The organism is Streptomyces sp. MS06 (assembly GCF_047200655.1).
Taxonomy (GTDB): Bacteria; Actinomycetota; Actinomycetes; order Streptomycetales; family Streptomycetaceae; genus Streptomyces.
Map to the genome: position 1 here is coordinate 119,606 of NZ_JBJZOJ010000008.1, position 14,348 is coordinate 133,953.

Sequence of the window (14,348 nt, forward strand, 5' to 3'; positions counted from 1 at the left end):
CCCTGAGAGGGATTGACGCATAGTGCTCGACGTCAACTTCTTCGACGAGCTCCGGATCGGCCTGGCCACCGCTGACGACATCCGTCAGTGGAGCCACGGCGAGGTCAAGAAGCCCGAGACCATCAACTACCGCACCCTCAAGCCCGAGAAGGACGGACTCTTCTGCGAGAAGATCTTCGGTCCGACCCGGGACTGGGAGTGCTACTGCGGCAAGTACAAGCGCGTCCGCTTCAAGGGCATCATCTGCGAGCGCTGCGGCGTCGAGGTCACCCGCGCCAAGGTGCGCCGTGAGCGGATGGGCCACATCGAGCTCGCCGCGCCCGTGACGCACATCTGGTACTTCAAGGGCGTCCCGTCGCGCCTGGGCTACCTGCTCGACCTGGCGCCGAAGGACCTGGAGAAGGTCATCTACTTCGCCGCGTACATGATCACGTACGTGGACGAGGAGCGCCGCACCCGCGACCTGCCCTCCCTGGAGGCGCACGTCTCCGTCGAGCGGCAGCAGATCGAGAACCGCCGCGACTCCGACCTGGAGGCCCGCGCCAAGAAGCTCGAGACCGACCTGGCCGAGCTGGAGGCCGAGGGCGCCAAGGCCGACGTGCGCCGCAAGGTGCGCGAGGGCGCGGAGCGCGAGATGAAGCAGCTCCGCGACCGCGCGCAGCGCGAGATCGACCGCCTCGACGAGGTGTGGGCCCGCTTCAAGAACCTCAAGGTCCAGGACCTGGAGGGCGACGAGCTCCTCTACCGCGAGCTGCGTGACCGCTTCGGCACGTACTTCGACGGCTCGATGGGTGCCGCGGCGCTGCAGAAGCGCCTGGAGTCCTTCGACCTGGACGAGGAGGCGGAGAAGCTCCGCGAGATCATCCGCACCGGCAAGGGCCAGAAGAAGACCCGCGCGCTGAAGCGCCTGAAGGTCGTCTCCGCGTTCCTGCAGACGTCGAACAGCCCCAAGGGCATGGTCCTCGACTGCGTGCCGGTCATCCCGCCGGACCTGCGTCCGATGGTGCAGCTGGACGGTGGCCGCTTCGCGACCTCCGACCTGAACGACCTGTACCGCCGCGTCATCAACCGCAACAACCGCCTGAAGCGGCTTCTCGACCTCGGCGCGCCCGAGATCATCGTGAACAACGAGAAGCGCATGCTGCAGGAGGCCGTCGACGCGCTGTTCGACAACGGCCGCCGCGGCCGCCCGGTCACCGGCCCGGGCAACCGCCCGCTGAAGTCGCTGTCCGACATGCTCAAGGGCAAGCAGGGCCGGTTCCGCCAGAACCTGCTCGGCAAGCGCGTCGACTACTCGGCGCGTTCCGTGATCGTCGTCGGCCCGCAGCTCAAACTGCACCAGTGCGGTCTGCCGAAGGCGATGGCGCTGGAGCTGTTCAAGCCGTTCGTGATGAAGCGCCTGGTCGACCTGAACCACGCGCAGAACATCAAGTCGGCCAAGCGGATGGTCGAGCGCGGCCGCACCGTGGTGTACGACGTCCTCGAAGAGGTCATCGCCGAGCACCCGGTGCTGCTGAACCGTGCGCCCACCCTGCACCGACTCGGCATCCAGGCCTTCGAGCCGCAGCTGGTCGAGGGCAAGGCCATCCAGATCCACCCGCTCGTCTGCACCGCGTTCAACGCGGACTTCGACGGCGACCAGATGGCCGTGCACCTGCCGCTGTCCGCGGAGGCGCAGGCCGAGGCCCGCATCCTGATGCTGTCCTCGAACAACATCCTCAAGCCGGCCGACGGCCGTCCGGTGACGATGCCGACCCAGGACATGGTGCTGGGCCTGTTCTTCCTCACCACGGACAAGGAAGGCCGCGACGTCAAGGGCGAGGGCCGCTCCTTCGCGTCCACCGCGGAGGCCATCATGGCCTTCGACGCCGGTGAACTCTCCCTCCAGGCGCCGATCAACATCCGCTTCCCGGTGGGCACCATCCCGCCGCGCGGCTGGACGCCCCCGGTGCGCGAGGAGGGCGAGGAGCTCGCCGGCGAGCGGGAGTGGCAGCAGGGCGACACCTTCGTGCAGAAGACCACGCTGGGTCGTGCCCTCTTCAACGAGCTGCTGCCCGAGGACTACCCGTTCGTCGACTACGAGGTCGGCAAGAAGCAGCTCTCGCAGATCGTCAACGACCTCGCGGAGCGCTACCCGAAGGTCATCGTGGCGGCGACGCTCGACAACCTGAAGGCGGCCGGCTACCACTGGGCCACCCGCTCCGGTGTCACCATCGCCATCTCCGACGTGGTCGTGCCGCAGGCGAAGTACCAGATCGTCGCCGACTACGAGGCGCGCGACGAGAAGGTGCAGAAGCAGTACGAGCGCGGTCTGATCACCAAGGACGAGCGCACCCAGGAACTGATCGCGATCTGGACCAAGGCCTCCAACGAGGTCGCGGACGCCATGACCGCGAACTTCCCGAAGACCAACCCGATCTTCATGATGGTGGACTCCGGTGCGCGAGGAAACCTGATGCAGATGCGTCAGATCGCCGGTATGCGCGGTCTGGTGTCCAACGCCAAGAACGAGACCATCCCGCGGCCGATCAAGTCGTCGCTGAGGGAGGGCTTCTCGGTGCTGGAGTACTTCATCTCCACGCACGGTGCCCGTAAGGGTCTGGCGGACACCGCCCTGCGTACCGCCGACTCGGGTTACCTCACCCGTCGTCTGGTCGACGTCTCCCAGGACGTCATCATCCGCGAGGAGGACTGCGGCACCGACCGCGGCCTGCGCCTGCGGATCGCCGACCGCGGTGCCGACGGCTCGCTGCGCAAGACCGAGGACGTCGAGACGTCCGTGTACGCGCGCTGCCTCGCCGAGGACATCGTGGTCGACGGCAAGGTGCTGGCCCCGGCCGGCACCGACCTGGGCGACGTGCTCATCGAGGAGCTCGTCCGCCACGGCGTCGACGAGGTCAAGACCCGTTCGGTCCTGACCTGCGAGTCCGCGGTGGGTACCTGCGCGATGTGCTACGGCCGTTCGCTGGCCACCGGCAAGCTCGTCGACATCGGCGAGGCGGTCGGCATCATCGCCGCCCAGTCCATCGGTGAGCCCGGTACCCAGCTGACGATGCGTACCTTCCACACCGGTGGTGTGGCCGGTGACGACATCACCCAGGGTCTGCCGCGTGTCGTCGAGCTCTTCGAGGCCCGTACCCCGAAGGGTGTCGCCCCGATCTCCGAGGCCGCCGGCCGGGTGCGGATCGAGGAGACCGAGAAGACCAAGAAGATCGTCGTCACCCCGGACGACGGCAGCGACGAGACGCCGTTCCCGATCTCGAAGCGTGCCCGGCTCCTGGTCAGCGAGGGCGAGCACGTCGACGTGGGCCAGAAGCTCACCGTGGGTGCCACCAACCCGCACGACGTGCTGCGCATCCTGGGTCAGCGCGCCGTCCAGGTCCACCTGGTCGGCGAGGTCCAGAAGGTGTACAACTCGCAGGGCGTGTCGATCCACGACAAGCACATCGAGATCATCATCCGGCAGATGCTGCGCCGCGTGACGATCATCGAGTCCGGCGACGCCGAGCTGCTGCCCGGCGAGCTGGTCGAGCGGTCGAAGTTCGAGGGCGAGAACCGTCGCGTGGTGCAGGAAGGCGGCCACCCGGCCTCCGGCCGTCCGCAGCTGATGGGTATCACCAAGGCCTCGCTGGCGACGGAGTCCTGGCTGTCGGCCGCCTCCTTCCAGGAGACGACCCGAGTCCTGACGGACGCGGCGATCAACGCCAAGTCCGACAGCCTCATCGGCCTCAAGGAGAACGTCATCATCGGTAAGCTCATCCCGGCCGGTACGGGCCTGTCCCGCTACCGCAACATCCGGGTCGAGCCGACCGAGGAGGCCAAGGCCGCGATGTACTCGGCCGTCGGCTACGACGACATCGACTACTCGCCGTTCGGCACCGGCTCCGGCCAGGCCGTCCCGCTGGAGGACTACGACTACGGTCCGTACAACCAGTAGGCGGGAAGCAGCCTCCGCGCGGTATCGGCAGTACCGCCGGTACACGCGGTAGGGCTGCCGCAGGCGGTACGGAGGGCGGCCACCCCGGTCAGGGGTGGCCGCCCTCCGGCGTGTCCGCGGACGGCGTGTCCGCGGACGGCGTGTCCGCGGACAGTGTGTCCGGGGACGGAGTGTCCGCGGACGGCGGCCGAGGGCGACGGCGGGGCGGGCGCCGGGTGGACGCCCGGCGTGGCGCCCGGCGTGGCGCCGGGCGGGCGCGGAGCGGGCGGCGCGGCCCGTTCAGCGCACGGCGACCTCCCAGACCGTCACCGCCACCGTCGCCACGGCCGCCAGCGCGCCGATACTGGCCAGCGGCCACCGGGAGCGCTCCAGGGCGTCCAGCCGCTGCTCGTGGTCGGCGAGCTGCTTGTCGGTCTGGTCGCTGCGCTGCACCAGCAGCGCGAGCGACCCGTCCACCCGGGCGAACCCGGCCTCCACGGTGCCGCGCAGCCGCTCCAGCTCCACGGCCACCGCGGTCGGGTCGGACAGCGGGTGCGGTTCGTTCACCCCTCCTCCCGTTCCGCTTCCGCCGAGGCCAGCGACAGCAGCGCGGAGTCCCCGTTCGGTGCCGCGTCGGCGCGCAGCCAGCCAGGCAGCAGGCGCTGCACGGACGGCAGGGACATCACCCGGGACAGGCCCGCCGCCACGGCGAGGCATCCGCCGAGGTACGGCAGGGTGCGGGGCAGCCCCGCGGTGTCCACGATCGTCGGCAGCAGCGCCGCCAGGGCGAGGGTGGTCTGGACGAGGGTGCGCAGGGCACGGCGGTTGGCGTCGCTCATCGTCACGCCTCCACGTCGAAGCCGTGCCGCGCGCCGAGGCGGCGCAGGCTCGCCGCCCCCGGAATGCCGTCGGCGTCCCGTCCGCGGTAGCCGCAGCGCCGCTGCCAGGCCGCGTACGCGGCGACGGTCGCGGTGCCGAAGTGGCCGTCGTCGTAGCGCCGGGCCAGCAGCCCCTCGGCGACCAGGGCCCGCTCGACGCTGCGCACCCCGCCGTACGTCACCGGGGTGCCCGGCGCGGGAGGGTTGCTGCGGGCCGCGGCGACCAGCCGGGACAGGTCGACCACCGGGCGGCGGTGCGGCGCGCCGGAAGCCGGGGCGGACCGCCCCACCGCCGGGGCGCCGAGGCGGGCGTCGACGCGGGCCCGCATCGCGTCCATCCCGAAGCCGCGCGGGTCGATCTTGGTGTCGGTCCACTCCTTGTGGCCGATGACGGAGCGGCCGGTCCAGCCGTGCGCCCGGCAGATCGCGGCGGACACCCGGGCGATCGCGTCGAGCTGCGCCTCGGGCCAGGGGTCCTTGCCGTCGCCGAGGTTGACGCACTCGAACCCGTAGAAGCGGGTGTTGCCGTCGGTGTCGTTCGCGTGCGGCGCGGGCAGCGGAGCCGACTCGGCGATCACCGCGCGCAGCACCTCGCCGTCGCCGCGCCCGGCGTGGTTGGCGCGGCCGTGCCCTACCAGGTGGACGGTGCCGTCCTTGGCGATGACGCCGTGGCAGAGCGGGCCGGGCAGACCGGCGTAGCCGTGGTAGCAGAGCTCGACGGAGCCCGTGGTGCCGGAGGTGACGGTGTGGTGCACGACCACGCCGTTGACCGGGCCCCAGGGGCCCTTGTGGTTGCGGTTGTGGGTGCGCCAGCCGTCGTGTTCCACGACGGTGACGCCCTCGGCGCGCAGCGCGGAGACGAGGGCGTCGGCGGACAGGGGGTGGGCCATGGCCTGTTCCTCCAGATGTGCGAAAGCCCCGGGCCGCGTCGGCGGCCCGGGGCGGGGTGGGGCGGGGGTGGGGCGAGAGGGAGCGGTGGTGGGGGAAGGGGGGGGCGGCGGTGGGGCGCGGCCGCGGTCCCCGCTCAGGCGACGGGCGGTACGGCGGCGGGGTCCCAGGCCGCGCACAGGGCGGCGTAGGCGGCGCGGCGGCTCTCGAAGTCGGCGCGGGCGGCGGCGACCGCGGAGGCCGCGGCGTTCTGGTCCGGCACGACGGGGTCGGTGCCGGACGCGTTCACCACGACCTCCCCGTAGCCGCGCAGTTCGGAGCCGGCGGCGTCGCTCTCGGTGAACCACGCCGTGACGTGGACCGGCGGGTAGGCGCCGGTGAGCGGGTCCGGCTCGACGGTGTCGCTGAGCGAGTTGTCGTGCACCCGGACGGCGATGGTGTGGCCGTCCTCGGTGACGGTGGCGCGACCGGCGTAGTCGATCGCGATGCCCCAGGGCTGGGTGGTGTCGATGTTCATGGCGGACTCCGGAACGCTGAGGTCGGGGGAGGCGGGAGAGCGAGAAGGGGGGAGTTGCGGGAGGCACGCGGTACGCGGGGGGCAAGCAGTACGCGGGAGGCACGCGGTACGCGGGAGCCGGCGGCCCGGACGGGGTACGCCGGCTCCCGGGGCGTGCGGGGGTACCTACGACTGGGTGCCGTACATGATCACCGGCTGGGCGTAGACCGTGCCGGAGGTGCTGGTCACCTGGCACTGCACCTCCACCTTCACCAGCCCGCTGAACACGGAGTCGAAGTCGCCGGAGACCGCGTCGGTGTGGTCGAACGTCGAGCCCGCGGCGACGGTGCCGCCCCACTGGCTGCCGTTGACCAGGACCCGCACCTGCCCGGTGGCGCCGGACGAGGCCGCCGTGTACAGGTACAGCCGGAACTTCGGCTGCCACACCGGGTTGAAGGAGCGCGCCACGGTGGTCCACGAGGAGGACGTGGTCTGCGGCCAGCGGGTGGTGGAGGTGTCCTGCGGCGGCAGCATCGCCAGCCAGGGGCGGGCCAGCCCGCCGGTCAGGATGTCGTCGGAGACGATCTCGTGCCCGTGGGCGTCGTGGATCCGGACCGGCTGCACCGAGGTGGTGGAGCCGTCCCCGTTGTAGGCGCTGATGGCGAGTTCGCCGGTCTGCCGGCGCAGGCTGAAGCCGTACTCGCCGTCGCTCCAGGAGCCGACGTGCATGAGCTCGTTCTGGCCGTCCCCGGTGCGCACGTCCAGCGAACCGCCGTCGGTGATCTCCACCGAGCCGCCGGTGATCCGGTTGAGCGCGGGCCGGGTGTTGACCGCCGTGGAGAGCTGGTGGATGCGGCGTTCCAGGGCGATGAAGCGGTCGATGATGTCCTCGGGCAGCAGCGGCATCAGGAAGCAGCCTCCTCCAGGTAGAGCTCGGCGGTGTCGGGGCGGCCCCGCTCCGCCGGGGTGATGCGGAAACCGACGATGCGGTAGTGGGCGTCCAGCCCCTCGCGGAACCACTCGTCGGTGATCCGGACCCGGGCGGTGCGCCCGAGCAGCGCCGGCGGCACCAGGTCGTCCAGCCGGACGGTGAGCGCCGGGATCACCACCGCGCCGCGGGCCTGCTGCAGTTCGGCGGTGGCCAGCGAGTCGAGCACCGCGGGATCGCCGACGGAGTTGTGGTCGGAGGACAGGTCGATGCGCGGGAAGCCGGCGTCGATCAGGTCCTGGGCGACGATCTCGCTGGAGTACAGCGGGCGGGACTCCTCGGCCTGGTTGGAGTTGACGGAGGCGCCGCGGGCCCGGGCGGTGGTGCCGCCCCGGGTGGCGTCGCGCGGGAACGAGTACGACAGCACGCTGCCCGGCCGGTCCAGGACGAGGTCGGCGGAGGACGAGCCGAGCCGCGGGCTGCCGAGCTGCAGCCGCCGCACCCGCCCGCCCGTCGCCGGGTCCCGGTACACCGAGATGTGGTGCTCGAAGCCGTCCTCCAGCGCGGCGAGCTGCTCCAGCGCCTCCGAGTACAGGGCCTCGTCGCCGTCCCGCCAGGAGGCGTCGCGCAGCACACCGGAGGCTTCGGTGCCGAAGGTGACGCCGATGTCGCCGCCCGGCGCGGCCTGGAGGTGCCGCCACAGCTCGCGGGCCAGCTCCAGCTGGTCGGTCGAGGAGTACGACAGGTCCTCGCGGATCCGGCGCCGGCCGGCGTACGAGTCGAAGGTGGCCGCCTGCACGTCCAGGCTGACCGTGCCCTTGTCGCTGCTCTTGAGGGTGCTGGTCCAGATGATGCCGCCCCACCACAGGTCGCCGCCGCGTTCGAGGTAGACGGAGGTGCGTCCCTCCTCGATGCGGCGGACCCGGGCGGCCAGTTCGGCGTCCGGCACCGGGATCGAGCCGGACAGCGAGCCGGCCTTGCCGATGTAGTCGTCGAGGGAGACCCCGCCGAGCGGCAGGATGTCGATGGTGCGGTCGGTGATCAGGTCGCAGAAGATCGCGCGGTACGGGGTGGTGGTCGGGGTCATACGGCTGCCTCGTAGGTTGCGGTGCCTCGGATGGTGTGGCCGGACGCCGAGCTCCTCGGGCCGTGGCCCCGGACGCCGGCGGCAAGGGCGGTCGCGGGCGCCCCGAGTGCGGCGACGTGCGCGCCGGTGCGGTACCGGCCGGCGGCGGACGGCCAACCGGCGGTGGTCTTCACGATCGTGTCCTCATCGGTCTGCTCATCGGTCTCCTCATCGGTGTCCTCGGTGATCGGTCGGTGCCGGAGACGTGCCTGGGAGCAGGCCCGGAACCCCGGGCGGACGGCTCCCGGGCGTAGGACTCACAGCACGGGGTCGATCCGCACGTAGCGGTTGTCGAACCAGCAGTTCACGGTGGACAGCGCGCTGCGGTAGAAGACGGTGACCGTGTAGGTGACGCCCGGGGTGAGCGAGCCGAGCGGGTAGGTGGTGGCGACGGACGTGGAGGCGTCGCTGGAGGACACGGCGGCCTCACGGTCGGCGGCGGCCTTCACCACCGTGCCACCCTCCTTGATCTCCGGGCAGATGTAGCCGTAGGCCCCGGCGTCCGCGCTGGTCTTCATCCGGCTGCCGGTGCTCACCAGGACGGTGCCGGACGGCGGGGCGACGAAGGTGAGGCCCAGCGTGGAGCCCGCCGGGGTGTCGCCGAGCGTGGCGGTGTACGTCGTGGAACTGGTGTTCCCCGCGTCGGTGGTGCTCGCGAACACCGGCCCGGGAACCGGGGAGTTCCAGGCCGTGCCGTCCCAGCGTTGGAGGGTGGTGCCGTTGTCGCGGTACTGGCCGGTGTAGGAGGGGGTGGTGAGGTGGCCGGCGGGGGCGATGCCGCCGAGGGCTTGGGGGTAGTCCTGCCAGGTGGTGCCGTCCCAGCGTTGGAGGGTGCCGTTGAGGTCGCGGTACTGGCCGAGGTAGGCGCCGTTCGCGGTGGTGCCGTAGGCGGGGAGGATGCCGCCGATGGCGACGGTGGTGGTGCGTTGGTCGGTGAGGGCGGTGGTCCAGGGGATGCCGCCGTTTCCGGCGCTTGCGGTGGCGGGGACGGTGACCTGGTAGAGGGGGAGGGCGAGGTCGGGTGTGGCGGGTGCGGTGGGGGTGGCTGCGGGGGTGCCTTCGATGATTTCGCAGGTGGTTTCGGTGCGGCCGGATCCGTCGTAGGCGTTGTCGTAGACGCGGAGGACGACGAGGTCGATGCGGTCGTACTGGGGGTCGCCGTCGGTGAAGGTGAGGTCGGTGGAGGTGGGCATGGCCAGGGGGTAGGCGCCCTGGGTGATGGTGCCCTGGATGACGGCGCGGCCTTCGGAGACGCGTCCGGTCATGGCGGAGATTCCCTGGAGCCAGAAGCCGGAGACGGTGAAGGTGCCGTCGTAGGAGCCGGGGAGGATGCCGGAGTGGACGGTGACGGGGTCGGCGGGGGTGGTGGCGCCGAGTGCGGTGAGGCGGGTGTCGGCGCGGGTCTGACCCGTGGGCAGCAGCCAGCCGGACTGCACGTTCATGAACGGACTCCTCGTCGATCGGGGAAGGGGCGGCGCGGGGCCGCCGAGGGATGCGGGAACGCGGCCCGCCCGCCGCGAAGGGCATGCGGCGGGCGGGCGTGCGGTCGCGTGTTCGCTGCGCGCGGGGAACCGGCGTCGCACCGCCGGAGGCGTCCCGCTACATGACGTACGTGCCGGCGACGCGCAGGTTGTGGCCGGTGGCCAGTACCGCGTTGCCGGACCAGGTGCGCAGCAGCAGGTCCCCGCTGGCGGTGATCCGGCAGGCGCCGCTTGCGAAGCCGTCGGAGGCCACGCACTCGATGTCGAAGGGAGGCGTCCAGCCGCTGGGCAGCGTTCCCACGGGCAGGTCGGTGATGTTGCCGGCGCTGTTCGAAGTGATGTCGGCGCCCGAGCGGAGCAGGTACAGGGCGAAGGTGCACACGCCGTGGGTGCGGCGGGCGTAGAAGGACAACACCGAGAATCCGGACGCGGCAACCGCCCCCGAGGATGTGCTCTCGACCTCGACCGGCGGCTGGTAGTCCTGCCAGGTGGTGCCGTCCCAGCGTTGGAGGGTGCCGTTGAGGTCGCGGTACTGGCCGAGGTAGGCGCCGTTCGCGGTGGTGCCGTAGGCGGGGAGGATGCCGCCGATGGCGACGGTGGTGGTGCGTTGGTCGGTGAGGGCGGTGGTCCAGGGGATGCCGCCGTTTCCGGCGCTTGCGGTGGCGGGGACGGTGACCTGGTAGAGGGGGAGGGCGAGGTCGGGTGTGGCGGGTGCGGTGGGGGTGGCTGCGGGGGTGCCTTCGATGATTTCGCAGGTGGTTTCGGTGCGGCCGGATCCGTCGTAGGCGTTGTCGTAGACGCGGAGGACGACGAGGTCGATGCGGTCGTACTGGGGGTCGCCGTCGGTGAAGGTGAGGTCGGTGGAGGTGGGCATGGCCAGGGGGTAGGCGCCCTGGGTGATGGTGCCCTGGATGACGGCGCGGCCTTCGGAGACGCGTCCGGTCATGGCGGAGAGTCCCTGGAGCCAGAAGCCGGAGACGGTGAAGGTGCCGTCGTAGGAGCCGGGGAGGATGCCGGAGTGGACGGTGACGGGGTCGGCGGGGGTGGTGGCGCCGAGTGCGGTGAGGCGGGTGTCGGCGCGGGTCTGACCGGTGGGCAGCAGCCAGCCGGACTGCACGTTCATGAACGGACTCCCAGGTTGTCGGGAATGATGGAAGGGCAGTCGGTCACCAGTCGGCGCTGCGCCAGGTCACCGACATCTCGGCGCCGCTACCGGAGGTGTCGGGGCGGAAGGAGAGCTGTGCGCGGCCCGGTTCGAAGGAGAAGAGTTCCTCCGGTCCGGAGTCCGCCGTGGCGGTGTTGCGGCGGGACGCGGAGCCGTTGAGGGTGACCGTGCCCGCGGAGGTGTCGACGGTCAGCTCGTCGGTGTCGGCCAGGGTGATGTCGTAGCGCAGCCGCCGGCCCCCGGTGTGCTCGAACACCGACGGCGTGGCGCACGGCCCGCGGAACGTGATCACCGGGTGGGTGGGCGCCGAGCCGTCGTTGTCGGCGACGACGTCACCGGTGACGGCGGCCGTGCCGAAGTCCAGCGGCCACGCCAGTGGCCAGGTCAGGCCGCTCTCGGGCTGCGGCGCTCCGGTCGTCGCGGTCGCCTGGGTCATCCGGTAGCGGCGGGGGTCGGTGGCCAGCCACTGCACGGACGCCTTGGCCGAGCCCTGGGTGGCGTACTGCCGGTCGGCCGGTACGACGCGACGGCTGACCCGGGCGCGCACGGCGAGCGTCTCGCCGTGCAGCCGGACGGCGAGCCAGCGCTCCTCGTCGCGCAGGGCGAACGCCTGCCGCAGTGCCTTCGCGGTCTCCAGGGCGTCGCTCGACTGCGCGGGAAGCAGCCGCAGCGTGCCGCCCACCTTGCGGGGCTTGGCGTAGCGGGCTCCGGGCCAGGCGCCGTGCGAGGTCGGCCGGTCGGCGTCGGAGCTGTCGAAGGCGGGCAGGTCCTCCCAGCCGGTCAGGCCGGTGCGGTCCACGGCGTAGGGCGTGCCGGGGCCGAGAAGAAGCCCGGCCCACTGCATCTGCCCGTCCTGGGTGATGAGTGAGCCGGGTGCGAGGTCGGCGGTGTAGGTGGTGGTCTCGGCCATGGGCCGGCACCTCACTTTCGGGTGGGCACCCTCACAGGGGTGTCAGGGTGTGCGCGGCGGCGGGCTGGTGCGCGTGGGCGGAGGCCAGGAACAGCAGGTCCTCGGCGGTGGACCAGGCGTCGGCGCCGTGGTCTTCGCGGAACTCCGCGATCCGGTGGGGCCCGGCGCCGAGCGGCGGGGCCGCGACCGGCCGGTTCCGGGCCGCCCGCCGGGCGGGGTCCAGGTCGGACAGGGGGCGGATGCTGCCCGCGCGCCCGCCGGGCCCGGGCAGCGCGACACCGCCCTCGGCGAGCATCGGCAGCTTGTGCAGGTGCACGCCGAACTTGTGGCCGAGGATGCTGAAGCTGAGCCCGTTGAGCTTGTCGATCACCCAGTTGGCGAACGCGATCAGCCCGTTGACCGGCCCCTTGACGACGCTGAGCACGGCCTGCAGGCCGGAGGTGAGGAAGGATCCGATGCCGTCGAGGGAGTGCGAGAGCGCGGACTTGACCCGGCCGAACGCCTTGGGCAGAGTTCCGGTGATCCACCGCAGGACGGGCCGGACCGCGTCCCGCACCCCGTGCAGAGCGCCGCGGGCGATGCCTCGGAGCTTGCGGACCGGGTGCGAGACCGCGCCGTGCAGGTGCCGGAACCCGCCGCCGACGACGACGTTGAGCACCTTCAGCACGGTGCTGATCACGGTGAGGTAGGCGGTGAAGTACCTCGCCACGACAGTGCCGACGGCGGTGAGCACGGGGCCCATGAACTTCCAGACCGCCAACATCAGCTTCACCGCGCGGTCGAAGACCTGCTTGATGATGCGCTGGCCGGCCTTCGAGTTGACGGCCAGCTCGATCAGATAGGTCACCAGCGGCGTCACCACGGACAGCAGGAACCCCATCGGGTTGGCCCGCATCGCGGTGTTCACGGCGGTCATGACGACGCCGGCGACCTCGGACACGGTGCCGAAGGTGTCGAGCAGCTTCTCGGCGGGCCCGGCCAGGGTGACCAGCCCGATCAGCAGCCCGAGGACACCACCGAGGCCGGTCTTGAACCTGGCGAGCACGCGGTGCGCCCTCCTGGCGGCCGCGCCGATGCTCTTCAGGCGGGTGCCGGCGGTGCGGGCCGAGCGGCCGATCCCGGTGGCGGCGCGGGTGGCCGCCCGGCTCCGGTCCTGCAGGTCGCGTACCGCGGTACCGGCCCGGTCGGCGCCGGAGGGCAGTCTGTCGGTGCGGCCGGCGGCGTCGCGGATGGCGGCGGCGGCCCTGCGGACGGCCGAGTGCGCGCCGCCGGCCCGGGAGCGGAACCGGAGCAGGGCGGGGGCGACCCCGGCGAGCGGGTCCATGGCCGGGCCGGGCGCGGCGGCGGACGCGGCGCTCATCCGCGGGCCTTCGCCAGGTACGTCAGCGCGTCGGCGATGTGCTGGGGGTCGCTGTCCGCGGCGGCGTAGAAGTTGTCGATGCGGAGTGCGGCGCCGTCACCGGCCCCGGTGACTCCGGCGCCGGCCAGCCGGGCCTGGATCGCGGTGCGAGTGAGCAGCCGGTCCAGCTTCGACAGCGGCAGCACCGCTTCCGCCTCTCCGGCCTCCGCCAGGATGGCGGGCACGCCGCCGGAGCGGGGTGCGACGACACCGCCGGTCGCCAGGTACGGGATCCGCGGCAGGCTGACCCCGAAGGTCTTGCCGCCGACCCCGGGAACCCAGCCGGGGATGTGCACGCTGATGCCGTTGAGATGGCCGATCATGGAGTTGATCAGCCGGATGACCCCGTTGATCGGTGTCTTGACGGCGCTCTTGACCTTGCCGAAGGCGCTGGAGGCGATGTGCTTCAGGCCGCCCCACAGGTGCGACATCTTGTCCCGGACTGCCTTGAAGGCCCGCGGGACCGCGGACTTGATCCATCCGATGACCGGCCCGATGACGGCCTTGATGCCGTGCCAGGCACCGGAGATGACCTTCTTCACGGCCCGCATGACCGTGGTGATGATCTTCTTCCAGATGGTGAAGTACTTCTTGACCACCTTGGCCACGGCCTTCACGACGACCGTGACGACCTTGCGGATCCTGCCCCAGACCTTCTTGAAGAGGACGCCGGCCTTCTTCATCAGCGGTCCGATGACCTTCATCGCCTTGCCGATGACCACCTTGATGACGGCGAAGGCCTTCTTCATGATCCGCTGCATGGCCTTGGAATGCGTCGCCATGTCGACGATCTTCTGGACGAGCGGCATGAGCAGCCCGAGCAGGCGGGACAGCAGATTGCCCTTCATCGACTTGTTCAGCTTGTCCTGGCCCTTGGCGGCCTTCTCCGCACCGGACTTGAAGCCTCCCAGCAGCCTGCCGCTGCGTTTGCCGGTCTTCCCGGCCCGGGTCATGGACTTCTCGGCGTGGTCGGAGGCGGTCTTGAGGTTCTTCAGCTCGCGGGTGGAGGAATGGGCGGAGGACTTGATCTTCTTGAGTCCGGATTCCCCCGACTTGGCCCGGACGCCGAGTTTCTGGATCTCGCGGGAGGCGTTCTCGGAGCGGGTCTTGAAGGTTCTGAGGGAATCCGACGTCTTCTTGAGTGCATGTACGAGGGACATG

12 protein-coding genes are annotated in these 14,348 nt (G+C 71.3%); 1 reads left to right on the forward strand and 11 read right to left on the reverse strand.

The features are described 5' to 3' along the window. The first annotated feature begins 22 nt into the window (after positions 1 to 22). Entirely contained in the window at positions 23 to 3,937 is a 3,915-nt protein-coding gene (locus ACL02U_RS06240; protein WP_412789622.1) for a DNA-directed RNA polymerase subunit beta', read from the forward strand. Between the two features lie 279 nt (positions 3,938 to 4,216). Here ACL02U_RS06240 and ACL02U_RS06245 read toward each other — a convergent pair whose 3' ends face one another. The 11 genes from ACL02U_RS06245 to ACL02U_RS06295 form a co-directional block, all read right to left on the reverse strand. Beyond that, on the reverse strand, positions 4,217 to 4,483 hold the full coding sequence (locus ACL02U_RS06245) for a hypothetical protein (protein ID WP_412789623.1): 267 nt from the start codon (positions 4,481 to 4,483) through the stop codon (positions 4,217 to 4,219). Next, positions 4,480 to 4,755 (reverse strand): hypothetical protein, encoded by a 276-nt coding sequence (locus ACL02U_RS06250; protein ID WP_412789624.1) that lies wholly within the window; start codon positions 4,753 to 4,755, stop codon positions 4,480 to 4,482. Before ACL02U_RS06250 ends, ACL02U_RS06245 begins: the two co-directional genes overlap by 4 nt. Positions 4,756 to 4,757: 2 nt before the next feature. After that, a complete protein-coding gene (locus ACL02U_RS06255) occupies positions 4,758 to 5,684 on the reverse strand; it encodes an N-acetylmuramoyl-L-alanine amidase (protein ID WP_412789625.1) in 927 nt (308 codons plus the stop codon). Positions 5,685 to 5,818: 134 nt separating this feature from the next. Then, positions 5,819 to 6,199 carry an ATP-binding protein gene (locus ACL02U_RS06260; RefSeq protein ID WP_412789626.1) on the reverse strand — a complete coding sequence of 127 codons (381 nt, stop codon included), beginning with the start codon at positions 6,197 to 6,199 and terminating at the stop codon, positions 5,819 to 5,821. 165 nt (positions 6,200 to 6,364) lie between these two features. Beyond that, complete coding sequence (locus ACL02U_RS06265) at positions 6,365 to 7,084, reverse strand: hypothetical protein (protein WP_412789627.1); 720 nt, start codon at positions 7,082 to 7,084, stop codon at positions 6,365 to 6,367. Then, entirely contained in the window at positions 7,084 to 8,193 is a 1,110-nt protein-coding gene (locus tag ACL02U_RS06270) for a hypothetical protein (RefSeq protein ID WP_412789628.1), read from the reverse strand. The genes ACL02U_RS06265 and ACL02U_RS06270 overlap by 1 nt, the downstream gene beginning before the upstream one ends. 296 nt (positions 8,194 to 8,489) lie before the next feature. Beyond that, positions 8,490 to 9,674: a hypothetical protein gene (locus ACL02U_RS06275; RefSeq protein WP_412789629.1), complete on the reverse strand. Its 1,185-nt coding sequence runs from the start codon at positions 9,672 to 9,674 to the stop codon at positions 8,490 to 8,492. A gap of 157 nt (positions 9,675 to 9,831) precedes the next feature. Next, the gene (locus tag ACL02U_RS06280) at positions 9,832 to 10,836 is read right to left on the reverse strand and encodes a hypothetical protein (RefSeq protein WP_412789630.1); all 1,005 of its coding nucleotides are present in this window, start codon (positions 10,834 to 10,836) and stop codon (positions 9,832 to 9,834) included. 43 nt (positions 10,837 to 10,879) lie between these two features. Beyond that, on the reverse strand, positions 10,880 to 11,788 hold the full coding sequence (locus ACL02U_RS06285) for a phage distal tail protein (RefSeq protein ID WP_412789631.1): 909 nt from the start codon (positions 11,786 to 11,788) through the stop codon (positions 10,880 to 10,882). Positions 11,789 to 11,819: 31 nt separating this feature from the next. Then, positions 11,820 to 13,148 (reverse strand): tape-measure protein, encoded by a 1,329-nt coding sequence (locus ACL02U_RS06290; RefSeq protein WP_412789632.1) that lies wholly within the window; start codon positions 13,146 to 13,148, stop codon positions 11,820 to 11,822. Next, entirely contained in the window at positions 13,145 to 14,347 is a 1,203-nt protein-coding gene (locus ACL02U_RS06295; protein ID WP_412789633.1) for a phage tail protein, read from the reverse strand. Before ACL02U_RS06295 ends, ACL02U_RS06290 begins: the two co-directional genes overlap by 4 nt. Between the last annotated feature and the right edge of the window lies 1 nt (position 14,348).

What these genes read in the sequence shown, in the direction of transcription:
- ACL02U_RS06250 (WP_412789624.1), bottom strand. Translation starts at nt 4,755, where the DNA reads ATGAGCGACGCCAACCGCCGTGCCCTGCGCACCCTCGTCCAGACCACC.
- ACL02U_RS06255 (WP_412789625.1), bottom strand. Translation starts at nt 5,684, where the DNA reads ATGGCCCACCCCCTGTCCGCCGACGCCCTCGTCTCCGCGCTGCGCGCC.
- ACL02U_RS06260 (WP_412789626.1), bottom strand. Translation starts at nt 6,199, where the DNA reads ATGAACATCGACACCACCCAGCCCTGGGGCATCGCGATCGACTACGCC.
- ACL02U_RS06265 (WP_412789627.1), bottom strand. Translation starts at nt 7,084, where the DNA reads ATGCCGCTGCTGCCCGAGGACATCATCGACCGCTTCATCGCCCTGGAA.
- ACL02U_RS06270 (WP_412789628.1), bottom strand. Translation starts at nt 8,193, where the DNA reads ATGACCCCGACCACCACCCCGTACCGCGCGATCTTCTGCGACCTGATC.
- ACL02U_RS06275 (WP_412789629.1), bottom strand. Translation starts at nt 9,674, where the DNA reads ATGAACGTGCAGTCCGGCTGGCTGCTGCCCACGGGTCAGACCCGCGCC.
- ACL02U_RS06280 (WP_412789630.1), bottom strand. Translation starts at nt 10,836, where the DNA reads ATGAACGTGCAGTCCGGCTGGCTGCTGCCCACCGGTCAGACCCGCGCC.
- ACL02U_RS06285 (WP_412789631.1), bottom strand. Translation starts at nt 11,788, where the DNA reads ATGGCCGAGACCACCACCTACACCGCCGACCTCGCACCCGGCTCACTC.
- ACL02U_RS06290 (WP_412789632.1), bottom strand. Translation starts at nt 13,148, where the DNA reads ATGAGCGCCGCGTCCGCCGCCGCGCCCGGCCCGGCCATGGACCCGCTC.
- ACL02U_RS06295 (WP_412789633.1), bottom strand. Translation starts at nt 14,347, where the DNA reads ATGTCCCTCGTACATGCACTCAAGAAGACGTCGGATTCCCTCAGAACC.